Genomic DNA, 16,431 nt, shown 5'->3' on the forward strand with positions numbered 1-16,431 from the left:
ATTTTGAAATATCCAATTTTTAATCATGAAAATTGAGGGTAAAACGCCTAAGCAATAAAATTAATACGCGATAAAGGTTTGAATATCGTTGTCAGTTATCGTAAAACTGCCATCAAAACAACGGCCTGCCGGAAACTCATCACTCAAACCGCGCAAGAGCTGCAATTCAAAACGCCCCGAGTCTAACGAATAATCGGTGAGGTGCGCTTCAAGGAAATCAAAATAACGACCCAGTTGCGGATAAACCGCTTTAAATAAGCTCTCTTTCGCGGAAAAAGCCAATGTCAGTAAATGGTTGAACGGCAACGGGCCTTGCTGAAATTGGCGATACTCTTCTTCACTGAGGATGCCGGGCCACAAGTCTGCCGCCCTTTCAACCGGAATAAGTCCTTCAATATCCAACCCAATACCATGAGTGATACGGTTTTCCGTTAACGGCCCGACAGCGGGAGTGATCACCTGCGCGGCGCATAATGCACGTTGGCTATTGTGGCTGATACTGCCGATGAGGCCGGTTGGCCATTGTGGAGCGCGACCGGCTCCGTTTGTGAGCGGATAATCACGAATTTCCAGCATATTCAGAACTTGGCGAGCCACAAAACGACCCGCCAGATATTCCGCACGCCGTTTCGTCACGGCCTTGTGCAAGTTACCGGGAAAAGCGATGCCATAAACGGCAAACAGCTCATCCCGATACTCATTGACATCAAAATCGCATTTCGCCAACAGTCCGTGGAACTGTGGCTGACCATTCAAACCGCTAGCGGGTAGTGCGGCAAAGGTAAAGTTACGAATAAATACCGAGGTCACACATCATCCTAATCTTGTTGATTCATCGGCTCTTATAGTAGCTGCTAACCTTCGCGACCACAATATTAGACGCCTACCCACTAGCGTGAAGCCCTGTCAGTGCTCAGAACACATTAATACCACAGGCTCATGATTGGCCAACCGACGAGCAACAGCATGGTGATATAGAACACCCCCATGATCCCGCCCAACCGCCAGTAATCTTTCGATTTCACGTAACCGCAGCCATAGATAATCACACCAGGGCCGGTTGCGTACGGCGTTAGCACGCCCATGATCCCGATAGACAATACCAGCAGCATCGATAAATGCTCCATCGGTACACCGGTCAAGCCTTTACCGACCGCCAAAATCACTGGCAGCATAGTCGCGGTATGAGCCGATAAACTGGCAAACATATAGTGGGAGAAGTAGAACACCAGCACCAATGCCACCACGGTCATATTGGGTGAGAAACCATCCAAATGGGTACTCATGGTGTTAGCAAACCAATCAATGAAACCAGAGCGGGTCAGGCCATTCGCCATCACTACCAAGGTGGCCAAATTCACCAAGGTGTTCCACGCACTGGAGTATTTGGTGATGTCTTTCCATGACACGACATGCAAGGCTAACATCAGAGAAACGGCCAATAAGCCAACCGTGGTGGCATCAATAAACTTACCGCCAAACACCCATAAGCTCAGGCTCAGCAACACCAAACCGATCAGCGTCATCTCTTGGCGCGTCAGTGGCCCCATTTCTGCCAATGCTGTTTGCGCCCAAGCCGCCACTTCATTACTTTTGGTCACGCCAGGCTTATACAGTACATAAGAGAGCCAAGGTGCAACGATCAGCAAAATTAAGCCCACCGGCAGGAAGGCCAAGAACCACTGCATCCAACCGATATGCACACCGGCAATTTTGCTGACAAACTCAATCCCCAGCACGTTAGGAGCGGCGCCGGTGACAAACATGGAAGAACTAATACTGGTCCCGATCACCATCATCCACATCAAATAGCCCCCGATGCGTCGTGATGAAGGGTCATTAGGGAATGAATCAAACAGCGGCGGCAAGTTTTTAACCACAGGGAACACAGTGCCACCGGTACGGGCGGTATTCGATGGCGTAAAGGGTGCCAACAGAATATCGATGATGACAATCGCGTAGCCCAGCGTCAGCGTGCGTTTGCCCATAAACTTCACCATGAACAAGGCGATACGGCGGCCCAGTCCTGTGGCTTCGTAGCCGAGAGCAAAAATGAACGCGCCGAATACCAGCCAGACAGTGGTACTCGAGAACCCTGCCAACCCCCATTTCAGTGACTCTTTGCCGCCATTAAAGCTCGCATCGGCCACTTCAGCAGCACTGAACAGCACCCAGTCAGAACTGAGCACGCAAATTGTCACGGCAATAAAACTTATCGCGGTGGCAGGGATGGGTTCTAAAATCATACCCACAATCATGGCAACAAAAATCGCGAAATAGCGCCAAGCTTGAGGCGGCATACCTTCTGGGGTCGGGATAAGTAGCAGAACGGCCAACACCACAAAGGGCGCGAGCGCTTTCCATAATTTCTCTTGCGACTTCGACATAAAGAGACTCCTATAACACCGTTATTATTTTTTGTGTGAGGGATGGTGAGGGAACTGCGCCAGCAACCAGGTCAAGATCAGCAGATCAGCACTGCCGCCGGGGCTCAGGTTGCGAGCGATACATTGGGCGTCAAACTCCCGCACTCGCCTCTGGCTGAGTGGGCAACCCATCCCTGCCGATGAGTGTGAAGTCAGAATGTCTGTCGCCTGTTGTTGTAGCCATTGCAGCCCCGCGATACCGCCACGCGAAACCACATTGGTATCGCGGTTGACCGACATCAAAACCAGCAAGGTGTGCAATAAGGCGTGTTCAGGTTGCGTACCTTCAGCGATTAACCGCCGGTACACCGGTAAGGCATGGGTCAATACGGTGGCGAAACCTGATTCTGCCTCGCCACGGGCACCCGTTAGTCCATGCTGATAGAACAGACGTTGGCCTGCCGTTTGCTGCGGGTTGGTTTGGCACAGTTCGCGTTGCGTTAACCCACTACACAAATGCGCCACTTCCTGACAAACAGCCTCAGCATCAATCTGTTCAGCGCGGGCTTTCAGCCGCCCCAGTGCACAGCAGATCAATCCCAATGAGAAAACACTGCCCTTATGGGTATTCACGCCGCCAGTGGCACGAAACATGCTGTTTTCACATGCCAACCCCAGTGGCCTTAAGTTGTTCAGTGCTGCCTGCCCGCACAAATGGTGATGATTGATACCTTGTTCGATAAAACGCGGTAGCCACGGCGCTATTGCATCGGCGCTGTAATAGAAATCGATCAGTGCCATATCCTGATGTGCGCCGCAGTTGTTGCGATCGACCAACCCGGGTTTCGGCGTCAGATTCACCTCGGTCAACATGGCTCGATAAGCCAGACCGCCCCAGTGTCTGGCAAAATCGGCCGCGCTATTTGCCTCCCCCACCGGCAACGCCGTGAAGGAGAGCCACTCATCAGTGCGTTGCAGTTGTGGCATTGAGCATCAACTCCATCTGAGCCAATAATTCATCAATGCTGTGAGTTTGCGCCCGCCCGCAAACATTGGCGGGACGGTGGCACAGCAAGCAGCGGCGAGGTGGTAAACCCACGTCACTGCGCGATAGGATCTGACCGGAGGCATCCAGCACATCGATATCCCATAACCGACCTTGCGGGTGCTTTAACTCCAGTAACAGCGCCGCGTCTTTCACCTGTTCCGCCGGTAGATCAACCGCAATCAAACCTTCGCAACCGGTCGGCAGTGGGAACACTTCTTGCTGCAATACCGGCCAGTGCTGCTGTTGGCTTAGCGTCATAATGGCTTGCCATGCCAACGCAAACAGTTTGCGCGTCAAGGGGTTATCTTTCACCGCGCCGGGGGCCACTAAAGTGAGCGAAATCAAGCTCACTTGATGGCGCGCCAACCAAGCTTGTTGCCGATGCTGGCGTGACTCTCGACTGGTGAGCAATTCCGGCAAACTGATCGGCCGATTAGCCGCTAATGCAGGAGAAAGTATGTTCATGGCTTATTCCTGTATCTGATGCACAACATCAATCACGGAACCGTCGCGGTAACGCACCACCGCGACCACGCGATCAGTAAATTGGATTGGCTGCGGCACGCCGGTTAAAACAAGCGCGCGCTCATAGAGCCATTCGATAGTCACAACCGGCAAACCGGCTTGCTGCAAGCGTTCAGCCAATTCAGGCCGAGCCGGATTGACGGCAATACCATGATCGGTCACTAAAATATCGACACTGGAACCAGGGGTGACACAGGTGGTCACTTGGCTCACTAATGTTGGAATACGCCCGCGAACCAACGGGGCGACAATGATAGACAGACGTGCCGCCACCGCCGTATCACAGTGGCCGCCGGATGCACCGCGTAAAACACCATCCGATCCGGTCAGCACATTGACGTTAAAACGGGTGTCGATTTCCAACGCACTGAGGACCACCACATCGAGCCTGTCGACGGATGCCCCTTTTGAGCTGAAATTGGCGTATTGGTTAGCACTGATTTCAATATGATTGGGGTTTCGCGCCAGTGAAGACGCGGCCTGCCGGTCAAAACTTTGCACATCCAGCAGCTTAGTGATCAGCCCTTTTTCGTGCAGTTCCACCATCGTGGAAGTGATGCCACCCAGCGCAAATGCAGCGGTGATATTGCGCCGCAACATTTTGTCTTCCAGAAAACGTGTGACGGCCAGCGAAGCGCCACCGGTGCCGGTTTGCAGCGAGAATCCATCAACGAAATACCCTGAGCCAGCGATGACTTCCGCCGCACGGCGAGCAATCAGTAACTCACGAGGGTTTGAGGTCATTCGGGTGGTATCAGCGCCAATCTTGTCGGCATCCCCGACCTTTTCAACCTGCACAATCAGATCGACTTGATCCTGCGTAATACTGGCGGGGTGATGGGGGTAAGCCACCAGCGCTTCGGTCAACAACACCACACAATCGGCATATTCGGCATCCACTCTGGCGTAGCCCAGCGAACCACAGCAGGCATTGCCGCTAAAACCGTTGGTATTGCCGAACTCATCGCAGGCAGGTACCCCGATAAACGCCACATCAATGGTCAGTTCACCGGATTCAATCAGGTTAACCCGCCCACCGTGAGAGTGAACTTGTACCGGTTTGCCCAATAATCCGCGTGAAACTTCTTCTGCTAGCGGGCCACGCATCCCTGAGGTGTAGATCTCGCTCACCACGCCATTGCGGATATGCTCGACTAGCGGCGAATGGCAATCGCTCAAAGAGCTAGAAGCCAAGCGAAGATTTTTGAATCCCATGGCGGCGATGGTTGCCATCACCAAGTTCAGCGTTAAATCACCGGCGCGGAATGCATGGTGGAAAGAGATGGTCATGCCATCTTGCAAGCCTGAACGACGAATCGCTTTTTCTAATGAATCGCAAATTTTAATGTCACGGGGCTTTTGCGCCTGCAAATTGGCTTTCGAGGCATTTTGGTACGCCTGATACGCAGGGCCGTTGTCTTGACGGTGACTGAAGTTTTCTACTCGTTGTTGCCTATTCATTTTTTATTCCTCACGCAAACCGCTAACCGCACGTTGCAAAACCAACCGCGCCCGTTCAATCACGGGGCTATCTACCATCTTGCCGTTCAAAGAGACGACTCCGCGCCCTTCGGCTTCCGCAGCCGCGGCGGCATCCACCACCGCCTGAGCATGGCGAACTTCTTTTTCGGTCGGGGCATAGAGGTTGTGTAACAGTTCGATTTGACGTGGATTAATCAGCGACTTGCCATCGAATCCCAGTTGTTTGATCAGTGCGGCTTCGCGCAAGAAACCGGCTTCGTTGTTGGCATCGGAATAAACGGTGTCGAAGGCTTGAATACCGACGGCGCGGGCAGCCTGCAAAATAGAACAACGGGCAAACAGCAGTTCAATCCCTTCTGGTGAGCGCTCAGTACGCAAATTGCGCACATAGTCCTCAGCCCCCAATGCAATCCCCATCAGGCGTTCAGAGGCTTGTGCAATCGCCAGTGCTTGCGTGATCCCTTGCGCGGATTCAATCGCTGCCAGTAGACCTGTGCTCCCCACTTCGCGGCCACATTCAGACTCGATACGGCTGATTTCTCGTGCCATATCCTCAACATCTTTCGCGTTATCGGTTTTGGGTAAGCGAACGATATCTGCGCCACCGCGCACCACCGCTTCCAAATCTGCCAGACCATAAGCTGAGTCCAACGCATTGACGCGCACAATGGTTTCTACATCTTGGTAAAGCGGGTGTTGTAAGGCGTGATAAACCAAACGACGAGCAGCATCTTTTTCGCGCAGAATAACCGAGTCTTCCAAGTCAAACATCAACGCATCCGCCTGATAAATAAAGGCGTTACTCACCATCGCCGCGTTAGCACCGGGGACGAACAACATGCTGCGGCGCATTCTATTTTTCATTTCAATTTTCATGACTGCGCTCTCCATGGCAGAATTTTTTCATCGCAGGCTCTGAGCAAGGCGGTTTCAAGACGTGCCTGCAAAACGCAATCCAGTGCGCCTTTATCATCAATAATCAGTTGCCCCCCAGTCACCTGATGCTGTTCCAGCAACGCCAGTACGCTATAGCGAATGGCTTCACCAAATTGCTTATCCACACTGCTGTGAATTTGCAGGTCTATTTCGGGCGGATTTAGCGGTGCAATGCGCACCATAACGTCGCTCGACTCCAGTGTTCCGGCGACGGCCTCTCTGATAATTTTCATGTTTCACCTGATTAACTTGTCTTCAAATTCAGTGACGGCGGACTGACGAATCAGTCCCTATCTTTTCGCCCTGCTTTATCGGCTTTTGTCAGTCGACTAAAACAGGGCTGGATTCTTTTCCGGCGGGGCATTCTTTGCGGATGGGGCTTTTTTTTCTGCGCTAGCGGTTTTTTGCGCCCGTTGCGCCAACAATCGCTGCAAGTAGTGGCAGGTCGCCGGTGGGACTAATTTGCGAATGGTGTCCGCATCCCCCTGCGCTAAGAGCTTGCGCACCCAAGAGGCGGAAATAGCGGTGTTGTGATATTTAAGGCGCTCAATTTCCACCAAGGAAATTGGGGGGGATGGTAATGACGGCATTTCCAGCCAGTAGCCCATGTCATGGTTATATTTGGCGGTCACGGTACAAAATGGCTCTGTGCCGACAAACCGGTGAGTCACGCCTAACGCAGGTGCTAAATATTGGCGGAATATTTTCAGGTCGATCTCGGTGTAACAGTCATCGGCGACACCTTGATCTTTAATGAAATAACACGGGAATGTGGCTCGGGAGATCATATATTCCGAACCGGGGTGCACCGTAAGATTGGCGATATCTTGAGTGCCGCTGAGCACTAATTGCAGCCTGTCTTCATAAGGAAAACGGGAATTATCTTCTTTCACCAAAAATAGGTGTAACCAATCACATTGCGCTGCCGCCTGACGGACTAAATATTGATGTCCACGGGTGAAGGGGTTGGCATTCATCACAATGCTGCCAATTTTCTGCCCAGGCTGGCGTAGCTGGCTTAACTGTTTCGCATAGCGCTGCAAACGGCAGGCGCTATTTTCCATTAGCACCACAATACCGGGCACATCCGCGATAGGATAAAAGCCACAGTTTTTAAATAAACTTCCGTTTTTAGTTTTGGTATAGATAAAAGATGGCTATGGTGCCGTTCATACGCCAAGTTGACTAACTCCGTTGCCAGTGTCAGCGCTAAGCCTTCGCCCCTGACCTCCTCGCTGATGGCAACGCACTTGATAATGTTGCCCGCAATACCACCACAGGCCACCAGCTTTTCATTTCGGCTTACGGTAATAAACACATCAACAGTGGTATCTATATTCAGATCATTAGCCCGTAAGAAACGTGTTATTTCTGCAATCTGTTGATGGTCTGAACGATTAATTCGACTGAATACCGCATCCATAATTAGCTCTCTGCTCTAACGTTTACATAACAAATAAAAAACAAGTAAAAATCGGAAAATAAATAACGAGTCGCTACAGGACGAAAATAAATATTTCACATAAGATCAACATGATAAAATATCTTTTCGCCATTTATTTTTAATTGAGATTAATTGACGAACACATGCTAAACATAAAAATAGCCGGATTAATTGACCTATTTCACATATAAGAGAGTAAATAAAAGTTATTTAATGGTTTTAATTATCTTAATTATTTATATATATTTTTATTTCTCTTAGCTATTTAATTATTAGCTAAATTGACTTATGTTAGCGCCAGTCCCTATGGTCACTATGTTAATTAAGGTGAGTAATGTGTCGAGTCATTCCCCAGCAGATAATTTAAGTTGGCGCGACCAAATATGGAGCCGGTTGAAAAATATGGCCTTCCCGCTGCGTATTTTTCTCCTGCTATTAACCGTCTCGATTCTGCTTATCGGTGCATTAGATCGTTTTCTCAGTCACAACTTTGAGCAATATCTGTTGGATCAAGTCAGTAAGACAGCGATGAATCAGGCCAAAATTATTGCCTCAATGGACTCAGTGGTGAATGCCGTTAAACATCGCGATAAAGATCAATTGGCACAAATTGTTGGCCGGCTGGGCAGTACTTCCGATCTGGATTATCTGGTCATTGGTGATACCCAATCCATTCGCCTTTATCATCCAAATCCCAAGATGATTGGCTACCCGATGCAATGGACCAAGCCTGGTGCGTTAGAAAGGGGCGAGAGTTACATTATTTTTGGTAAGGGCTCGATGGGCGAAGCCATGCGGGCGAAAACCCCTATCCGTGATGAGCAAGGGAAAATCATCGGGGTGGTTTCTCTCGGCTATTTGATCAGTAAAATTGATCATTGGCGGTTAATTTACCTGCTCCCCCTCACCCACTCATTTATTCTCGTGCTCATTGTCTTGCTGCTGTTGTCATGGCTTTTTGCCCATCATATTCGTCGCCAAATGATGGGGATGGAACCCAAAGAAATTGCCCGCGTGTTGCGCCAACAAGAAGCATTATTCGGTGCTGTCTTTGAAGGACTGCTGGCGGTTGATCCTGCGGGGAAGATCACTGCAATCAATCAAAATGCGCGTAAGATGTTAGGGATCTCCGCCACGCCACAGCAATTGATTGGTTGTTCCGTCAGCGAGGTTGTCTCTCCTGACCATTTCTTCCTCGATCACACCGGTGATAACCGTCAGGATGAGCTTTGTACCTTCAATGGCTTGAATACGATTGCCAACCGCGCCGGTATTTGGTCTGAAGAGGGGGTGTTTCAAGGTTGGGTGGTAAGTTTCCGTAGTCAGGATGATATTCATACGCTCAGTGCTCAACTCAGCCAGATTCAGCAGTATGTTGAGAATCTGCGCACCGTGCGCCATGAGCATCTGAATTGGATGTCAACCATGAGCGGACTGCTACAGATGAAAGAATTTGATCGGGCGTTGGAGATGGTGAAAACCGAATCGTCATCTCATCAAGCCTTAATTGATATGTTACGTACCGCCTTCGATAACCGGCAAATTGCCGCGCTACTCTTTGGCAAATACCACCGTGCTAAGGAGTTAGGGCTGAGTTTGAACTTTGTTACCGGTTGTCAATTAGGCACTCTGCCAGCCAACGTGGGTGAGAATGAACTGGCCGCGATTATGGGGAATTTATTGGATAACGCCTTTGAAGCCAGTTTGAAAAATCCGAACAGTGATAAGCAGGTGGACATTTACCTGTCTGATGAAGGTCATGATTTGATTTTAGAAGTGGCTGACCATGGCTGTGGCATTGACCCACAATTGCAAGATAGCCTGTTTGAACGGGGTGTTAGCTCGAAAAACTCAGATGAACACGGTATCGGCCTGTATCTCGTCGCGACCTATGTTCAACAAAGTGGCGGCACCATCACGATAGAAGAAAATCCGCCATGCGGCACCTTATTTACAGTCTTTATTCCAAAGACGCATTGATCTCAAAGACGGGGAGATCCCATGGAATGGCTTAATATTTTAGTGGTAGAAGACGAAACACCACTGGCAGAGATGCATGCAGAATTTATCAAACAAAGCAGCTATTGCCATGAAGTCTGGCTCGCCGGTAACTTGCAGCAAGCCCGCAGTATGGTGGCTCGCTTTAAGCCTGATTTAATTCTGCTCGATAACTATCTGCCTGATGGCAATGGATTAGAGCTGTTACGTGAAATGACCTTACAGGGTTTCACGGGGGGGATTATTTTTGTCACCGCAGCCAGCGACAGTGAAACCGTTTCTGAAGCGATTCGTTACGGGGTGTTTGATTATCTGATTAAGCCGGTGGCCTACGAACGGCTGGAGCAATCATTAGCACGCTACAGCCATCGCCATCAGGTTTTGCAGGATGGCACCAAGGTTAATCAGCGCCAGATAGATGAGATGTACAACACTTATGCTCGTGGTGAGCAAAAAGTGGCGCTGCCATTGGGGATCGATCAACTGACGCTGGATAAAATTCAAACGTTATTCAGTGATAGTGCTGCCGAGTATACCGCTGAAAATGTTGCTCAAGCGCTCGGGCTAAGCCGTACTACGGCTCGGCGTTACTTAGAGTTCTGCGCCGCTAATCAAGCGCTGCAAGCAGAAATCATTTATGGCAAGGTCGGCCGCCCTCAACGGATTTATCGTAGCCGAAAACAAGCTTAATTTGAGATAGCTGACAATGTGCCCGTTGCGGGGAGGGCAAGCCGATCGCGTCATCGGTGTTCGTCAGCAGTCTGTTAATCTCCGTCATGCGCCTCTTCACCGGTGGCGCATCATTTTTCAACAATAACTGACGATATCCTCATCAGATTTTTCTCGCACCTGTTACGCCTCCAACATTTATCTGCAAATCTACCCTTATGGCATGTTTGTATTGGCCGATACCCCGAGTAAACGCTTATGCCGGCAGCTTAAAATAGGGCTGCCCGCCTTTTTACCGGATATCAGCTCACCCTTTACTGAGCAAATTCTGTGCTAAAAACTAAAAATCTCAATAAGTTGCACAAACTCTAAGCAAACGATCCGATTTTGCTGTTTCCCCTTTGACATGTCCCAGATACCTCGCTATTATTCGCCCCGTTCACACGATTCCTCTGTAGTTCAGTCGGTAGAACGGCGGACTGTTAATCCGTATGTCACTGGTTCGAGTCCAGTCAGAGGAGCCAAATTAGAGAATCCCGCTTAAGGAAACTTAAGCGGGATTTTTGCTTTGTCGATGGCCTGAAAGGCAACGAAAAGTAGACGTCAACCACTAAAAATGGTCAGCAAGAGTGATAGTTACCGAAATACCGCGATTAGGCCGCAACTTTATTATTCTCAATTCCAATGTGTTGAATCTGTAACATCGCAACCAAGTCGACGCCTATCTCTATGATATTTATGCCCGAATATGAAAGAGGTGAGTCTATAGAGATTTCCTGCACCTCGGCTTAAAAAATCGTTTATATTTACATTTAGAATTATAAATTAACTGTTCACTGTCTAATTTACTGAGTGGCCCATTTTTATTACATTAAAAAAAATCCCAATTCGTTTATAATCAATTTACTACATAGCCATACGCTATTGGGCTGATTAGAGCCAGTAACCTATGCATGAGCAAGAATCTTTTCTTGATAATCTATAATTACAGATTAAAATCACCGAAATAGTACTTTGGGCATCGACAATAGTGGTTCATGTTTATCTCATCTTGGGTAATCATTTGAAGTCATTCGGTGCAAGTGAAAAGTAGTGAAATACCCCTGCTAATCCCAAGATATAACGGTGTACGGAGAAAACATGACAAAATCAGTGATGATAGTTGATGATCACCCAGCTATTCGTGTAGCCATTCGCGCACTGCTATCACAAAGCAATGAATTTTCAACAATTTATGAATCAGTCGATGGTAGTGAAGCTCTTGAACTATTAAAAAACAACCCCGTTGATTTAGTTATCATTGATATTGAATTACCCAATTTCGATGGTTTTTCATTACTAAAAAAACTGCAACAACGTGGTTTTACGGGTAAGTCCTTATTTTTGTCAGCCAAAAATGAGCAAGTTTTTGCCGTGCGCGCATTACAGGCGGGTGCCAACGGATTTATCAGTAAAAATAAAGATATTAGCGAAATTCTTTTTGCGGCACAGAACGTATTACGTGGGTATTCATTCTTTCCATCTGAAGCATTAACCCAATTAGCAGGCCAGCCTTCTAGCCATGATCCTGTCAATCGGGCTCGTTTGTTATCAGAACGCGAAATTAATGTTTTACGTTATCTGGTGAATGGCCTATCTAATAAACAAATTGCCGACGAAATGTTTATCAGTAACAAAACTGTCAGCACCTATAAGACACGAATCCTGACCAAGTTAGGGCTAAGTTCTGTCATTGAGCTCGCTGATTATGCACATACCCATAACTTGGTGTAGCTCAGCTTGGTTTGGCCTGCGGCGAATCAAGTTATTTCTGCGTAGTTGGTTTTCCTTACGTATTTTATTGTGCTGTCTGCTATTCCTTAGCGGGCAGCTTCATGCGGCTGTAACGGCTGGGCGACAAGGATGTGACACAGGCCAGCCCCTAACGATACATAGCATCGCCAATAGTTATAGTGAAGACTTATTACTGACCCCTTCTACCGATCCACGCCAGTCAAGTCGCCGCACAGTGAAAGTGGGTGTCGTCGTTGATGCCAACACCCCCTTCGTCGTTAACCGCGATGATAATTCCATTGAAGGAATTGTTGCCGACTATCTGAAAATCATGAGCGATGCGAGCCAGCTATCGTTTGAGATGATTGGCTATTGTGATTACGGATTAGTTTTGAATGCTCTCGAGAATGGTCAGATTGATTTAATGGCTGGGACCCCCATGCCTGCTCAACCTGGGCTGATCGCTTCCCATGCTTTCTTTACTAACCGGCATGTCGAAGTTCGCAGTAAGAATTGGGATCCAACCAAGCGTACCCATCCAGAAACGGTGGCTATCGTTAATAATGAACCCCTTTCACCTGAATTTTTATTTAATTACCATGCTGACAAAATTGTCGCCTATCCTAACCAATTACAAGGGCTGCTCGCTGTCGCTTATGGTAATGCCGACGTCTTCGTCTCGAATGCCACATCTGCCAACTATTTGATTGACCAATTACAGTTGCTAACGTTGCAGATTCGCAACTTTGCCCCTTACCACCCTGCCCCCTATACTTTTCTCGCGCGGGAAAGTAATAAAAAACTGATTGAATATATTAATCAGATTATCGAACTGTTACCGACTCGAGCGACCGGTGATATTCAGCAGCGTTGGTTTGGCAGCAAGCCCCATTACAACATTGACGCTCAGTTGCTGTTGACTGAGCAAGAGGTGAGCTGGATTCAGAGCCACCCAGTCGTCACTTACGTTGCCCCACTTGATCTCGCACCACTGATCTTCCGTGACCGTCAAACAGGATTAATGGCGGGTTTCTCCATTGATTTAATCGATATTATTGCACGTCGAACCGGCCTTAAATTTGAGCCAATTTACACCAAAGATTCGGCTGAAGGTGTTCGTGATTTTATCGCCGGTAAAATCGATATGTTGCCGATTGTCGCCGTACGCAACGGCCAATATGGCAATAATCTTTATTCATCACCTGTCGCCCAGTCCCTATGGGGCATACTGACCCGTGAAGACCGCATTGACATCAATAATGTGGCAGACCTGGCTGGGAAGCGGGTTGGCATACAATCAGGAAGTGCCTCCAACAGTATTGTGGGTAATCCTCTTTTAGCCCAGAAGATAACCTTTGTCGAAGCTCCCGATACGATGACCTTGGTACGTTGGTTACAGCAGGGAAAAGTAGACGCTATCGTCAAAAATATGATGACAGCTAACTATTTATCAGCACAAAATTTTAACCCTAAAATCAAAACCGTTGCAGTGGCCGGTGAAGAACCACTGATGATGGCATTTGGTATCAATCCCAAATTACCCGAATTAAAAGCCATCGTTGATAAAGTCATTGAGTCTATTCCGCCTGAAGAACTCGACAATCTGCTCAGCGAATGGAGCACATTCAAACCTAACCCGGTGAGTTTTGATAACGATAACTTAGATAACGAATTACTGATGCTAGCACTGAAAATTAGCTCAGGGCTGTTACTTATCTTTGGTTTATATCTTTGCTATTTGGTGTTCAATAAGCGCCGTCAAGCTAAGCTGTTACACACCCGTTTACTGCAACAAGAATCTATCATTAATGCCTTGCCCTTCGCCGTATTTATTCGCACGGCCCAAGGGGAACTCGCCGTACATAACAGCCACTTTGCGGCTGCGCATCAAGATAAGCTCAATGACATGCTCAATCAGAACAATGAGCAAGCCCACTGGCCGATGACGAACCAACTCGATCGCGAGATAGATAAATACTGCCAAAATGTTTTGTTGGATAGAAGACCAGAAATGGTCGATTTATCCTTGGAAATTAATGAAGAACTACGGGATATCTTCCTGTGGATTATTCCGCTGGATAACGCGGAACGTAGTTTGCTGGGTGGCTGGTTAGACATTAGTCAGCGTAAAACGGTAGAACGTGAGTTGGAAGCCGCGCGCGTCGAAGCCGACAGTGCTAATCGAACCAAGAGTACTTTTCTGGCAACCATCAGCCATGAATTGCGCACGCCAATGTATGCCATTATGGGCTTACTGGAGTTAGAAATTCGCAGTGAGAAACCGGTCGAAAAAGATACATTGGTCACCGTATCTAAGACTGCGCAATCATTGATGCTGCTATTAGATGACATTATTGACTCAGCCAAAATTGAAGCCGGCCAACTGAGCGTTCATCCCGCAGTGGTTGATTTCCGTCAAGAAATAGAACGGATGTTCACACTCTATCAGCCTATCGCCGATCAACGTGGGCTACGATTCTCTGCTTGGGTGGATGAACAAATCCCGCCACTGCTGATGGTTGATATGTTGAGAGTCCGACAGGTGATGGGTAATTTACTGGGCAACGCGCTGAAGTTTACTGAACAAGGCGGTGTCTCTGTCGATGTCACTTGGGAGCCGACGGACGGTAAACAGGGCGTCATGAATATCGATATTACGGATACGGGTATCGGCATTTCTTTGGCTGCACAGGCAAACCTGTTCCAGCCGTTTAGTCAGGCGAACGAAGGTAAATCACCGCGCTTCGGTGGATCAGGATTGGGGCTTTGGATATGCCACCAGTTGATCCATAAGATGGGTGGACAAATTATTTTAGAAAGTCAGTTAGGTAAAGGCACGAGCCTATTTATTACCTTGCCGCTGGAAATTGCCACTGAGGATGACTTACCACAAGATACGAATATTCTGCATGCTGATGAAAAACAGCTCACGCAGCTAAAGAACTTACGTGTTTTGGTGGTGGATGATTTGCCAGCTAATCGTCAATTGCTCCAGCAACAGCTCGCCTTTATCGGTATCGAGCAGATCATGAGCGCAGAGAATGGTGCGGAAGCTTGGCAAATATTGCAGCATTATAGTTTTGACTTGGTCATCACCGATTACAATATGCCACTGATGAATGGCTACGAACTGGCTTCGCATATTCGTAATAGCCCCACCATCAAAGATATGGTCATCATTGGCTGCACAGCAGATGCTCGTGAAGAGAGCGCTGGCCGCTGTGCTGATTCTGGCATGAATGATTGCATGACTAAACCGATCACCATCGATACCTTACGGACGGTTCTGCTGCGTCAAGAGATTATCTCTGACAGTGGCGAAAGTGGCCGCCCTATCGCGAATGCTCAGAACGTGAAATTGAAAAACAGCGCAACACCGAGATTGTCACAATCCCCTGTTGGGGCAGCGAGAGAAAAATTAAATTCGCTCTCGGGTGGAAATACTGAGGTAGGGTTGCAGTTAGTACAATCGTTGCTAGAAAGTCATTTACAAGATACGGAAGCAATGACACAGCACTACAACAAGTTGGTCGCAAGTGATAGCACTTCAGCCCCCGCAGATATTTATGAAGAGATGGCCCGTTTGGTGCACAGGATTAAGGGCAGTGTGCAACTGATCGACGCGCATACTCTGGTAGAGAGTTGTATTGAGCTTGAGCCGCTGCTACTGGCTCATGATAAGGCTAAGGTTATTACTCATAAAGCCAATTATCTGAGATTGTTAAACGAGGCTAATCTGCTATTAACCCAGTTAGTTTCCTACTACACAGAAATAGGTAGTGACAATACTGTAAAATAGAAATTAAAAATCACTCGCGACTAAAAAACCCGTCAAAACCGCTGGCGGGTTTTTTATTCCATCCCCGCTAATAATCAAGTTTTCGATAGAATAATAATGATATCGTCGCAAAAACCACTCATTATAGTAAGTTGATATTTAAAGACTTAATTATTATTCTAATTTTAACCAGATCTCTTCCTACATGTTTTGTAGGATATTTCAGATGCAAAACAAGGACGTCTCTCATTCTACTGAACTTCATTTCCCTCTACACTGGGCCGGCACAGAAATTGAATAACAAAATCTGAAAAATGAATCATCTTATTCAACTTAATGATCGCTCATTCTGCTGAATGCTAAAGATTTTCGTTCACTAAAAATATAAATGATAAATCTAAGTAGGTATTAC

Annotated in this window: 11 protein-coding genes, 1 tRNA gene and 1 pseudogene; 5 read left to right on the forward strand and 8 right to left on the reverse strand. The window is 47.8% G+C overall.

The annotated features are described in order from the left end of the window. Positions 1 to 60: 60 nt before the first annotated feature. The 8 genes and pseudogenes from BN68_RS06875 to citC all read right to left on the reverse strand — a co-directional run bounded on the left by BN68_RS06875 (position 61) and on the right by citC (position 7,780). Entirely contained in the window at positions 61 to 810 is a 750-nt protein-coding gene (locus tag BN68_RS06875) for a 4'-phosphopantetheinyl transferase family protein (protein ID WP_019210428.1), read from the reverse strand. Positions 811 to 923: 113 nt separating this feature from the next. Further along, positions 924 to 2,387 (reverse strand): anion permease, encoded by a 1,464-nt coding sequence (locus BN68_RS06880; protein ID WP_019210429.1) that lies wholly within the window; start codon positions 2,385 to 2,387, stop codon positions 924 to 926. A gap of 24 nt (positions 2,388 to 2,411) precedes the next feature. Continuing rightward, positions 2,412 to 3,353, reverse strand: a complete 942-nt coding sequence (gene citG / locus BN68_RS06885; protein ID WP_391592540.1) for a triphosphoribosyl-dephospho-CoA synthase CitG — start codon at positions 3,351 to 3,353, stop codon at positions 2,412 to 2,414. Continuing rightward, complete coding sequence (gene citX / locus BN68_RS06890) at positions 3,331 to 3,879, reverse strand: citrate lyase holo-[acyl-carrier protein] synthase (RefSeq protein WP_019210430.1); 549 nt, start codon at positions 3,877 to 3,879, stop codon at positions 3,331 to 3,333. The genes citG and citX overlap by 23 nt, the downstream gene beginning before the upstream one ends. Positions 3,880 to 3,882: 3 nt before the next feature. Next, positions 3,883 to 5,400 (reverse strand): citrate lyase subunit alpha, encoded by a 1,518-nt coding sequence (gene citF / locus BN68_RS06895; RefSeq protein WP_019210431.1) that lies wholly within the window; start codon positions 5,398 to 5,400, stop codon positions 3,883 to 3,885. A gap of 3 nt (positions 5,401 to 5,403) precedes the next feature. After that, entirely contained in the window at positions 5,404 to 6,297 is an 894-nt protein-coding gene (locus BN68_RS06900; RefSeq protein ID WP_019210432.1) for an aldolase/citrate lyase family protein, read from the reverse strand. Continuing rightward, positions 6,294 to 6,590: a citrate lyase acyl carrier protein gene (citD, locus tag BN68_RS06905; RefSeq protein ID WP_019210433.1), complete on the reverse strand. Its 297-nt coding sequence runs from the start codon at positions 6,588 to 6,590 to the stop codon at positions 6,294 to 6,296. Before citD ends, BN68_RS06900 begins: the two co-directional genes overlap by 4 nt. A gap of 96 nt (positions 6,591 to 6,686) precedes the next feature. Next, positions 6,687 to 7,780 (reverse strand): annotated as a pseudogene (gene citC / locus BN68_RS06910) ([citrate (pro-3S)-lyase] ligase). 336 nt (positions 7,781 to 8,116) lie between these two features. Between citC and dpiB the strand changes: the two are divergent. The 5 genes from dpiB (at position 8,117) to BN68_RS06935 (ending at position 16,040) form a co-directional block, all read left to right on the forward strand. Then, positions 8,117 to 9,781 (forward strand): sensor histidine kinase DpiB, encoded by a 1,665-nt coding sequence (gene dpiB, locus BN68_RS06915; protein ID WP_071822407.1) that lies wholly within the window; start codon positions 8,117 to 8,119, stop codon positions 9,779 to 9,781. A 21-nt stretch (positions 9,782 to 9,802) separates the two neighbouring features. Then, on the forward strand, positions 9,803 to 10,489 hold the full coding sequence (gene dpiA, locus BN68_RS06920; RefSeq protein ID WP_019210435.1) for a two-component response regulator DpiA: 687 nt from the start codon (positions 9,803 to 9,805) through the stop codon (positions 10,487 to 10,489). A 427-nt stretch (positions 10,490 to 10,916) separates the two neighbouring features. Continuing rightward, positions 10,917 to 10,992 (forward strand) — tRNA-Asn (locus BN68_RS06925). Between the two features lie 616 nt (positions 10,993 to 11,608). After that, positions 11,609 to 12,241, forward strand: coding sequence for a response regulator transcription factor (locus BN68_RS06930; RefSeq protein ID WP_019210436.1), 633 nt, complete (start codon positions 11,609 to 11,611; stop codon positions 12,239 to 12,241). Beyond that, positions 12,216 to 16,040 (forward strand): response regulator, encoded by a 3,825-nt coding sequence (locus tag BN68_RS06935; RefSeq protein WP_019210437.1) that lies wholly within the window; start codon positions 12,216 to 12,218, stop codon positions 16,038 to 16,040. Before BN68_RS06930 ends, BN68_RS06935 begins: the two co-directional genes overlap by 26 nt. The last annotated feature ends 391 nt before the right edge of the window (positions 16,041 to 16,431 follow it).

The organism is Yersinia massiliensis CCUG 53443 (genome assembly GCF_000312485.1).
Taxonomy (GTDB): Bacteria; Pseudomonadota; Gammaproteobacteria; order Enterobacterales; family Enterobacteriaceae; genus Yersinia; species Yersinia massiliensis.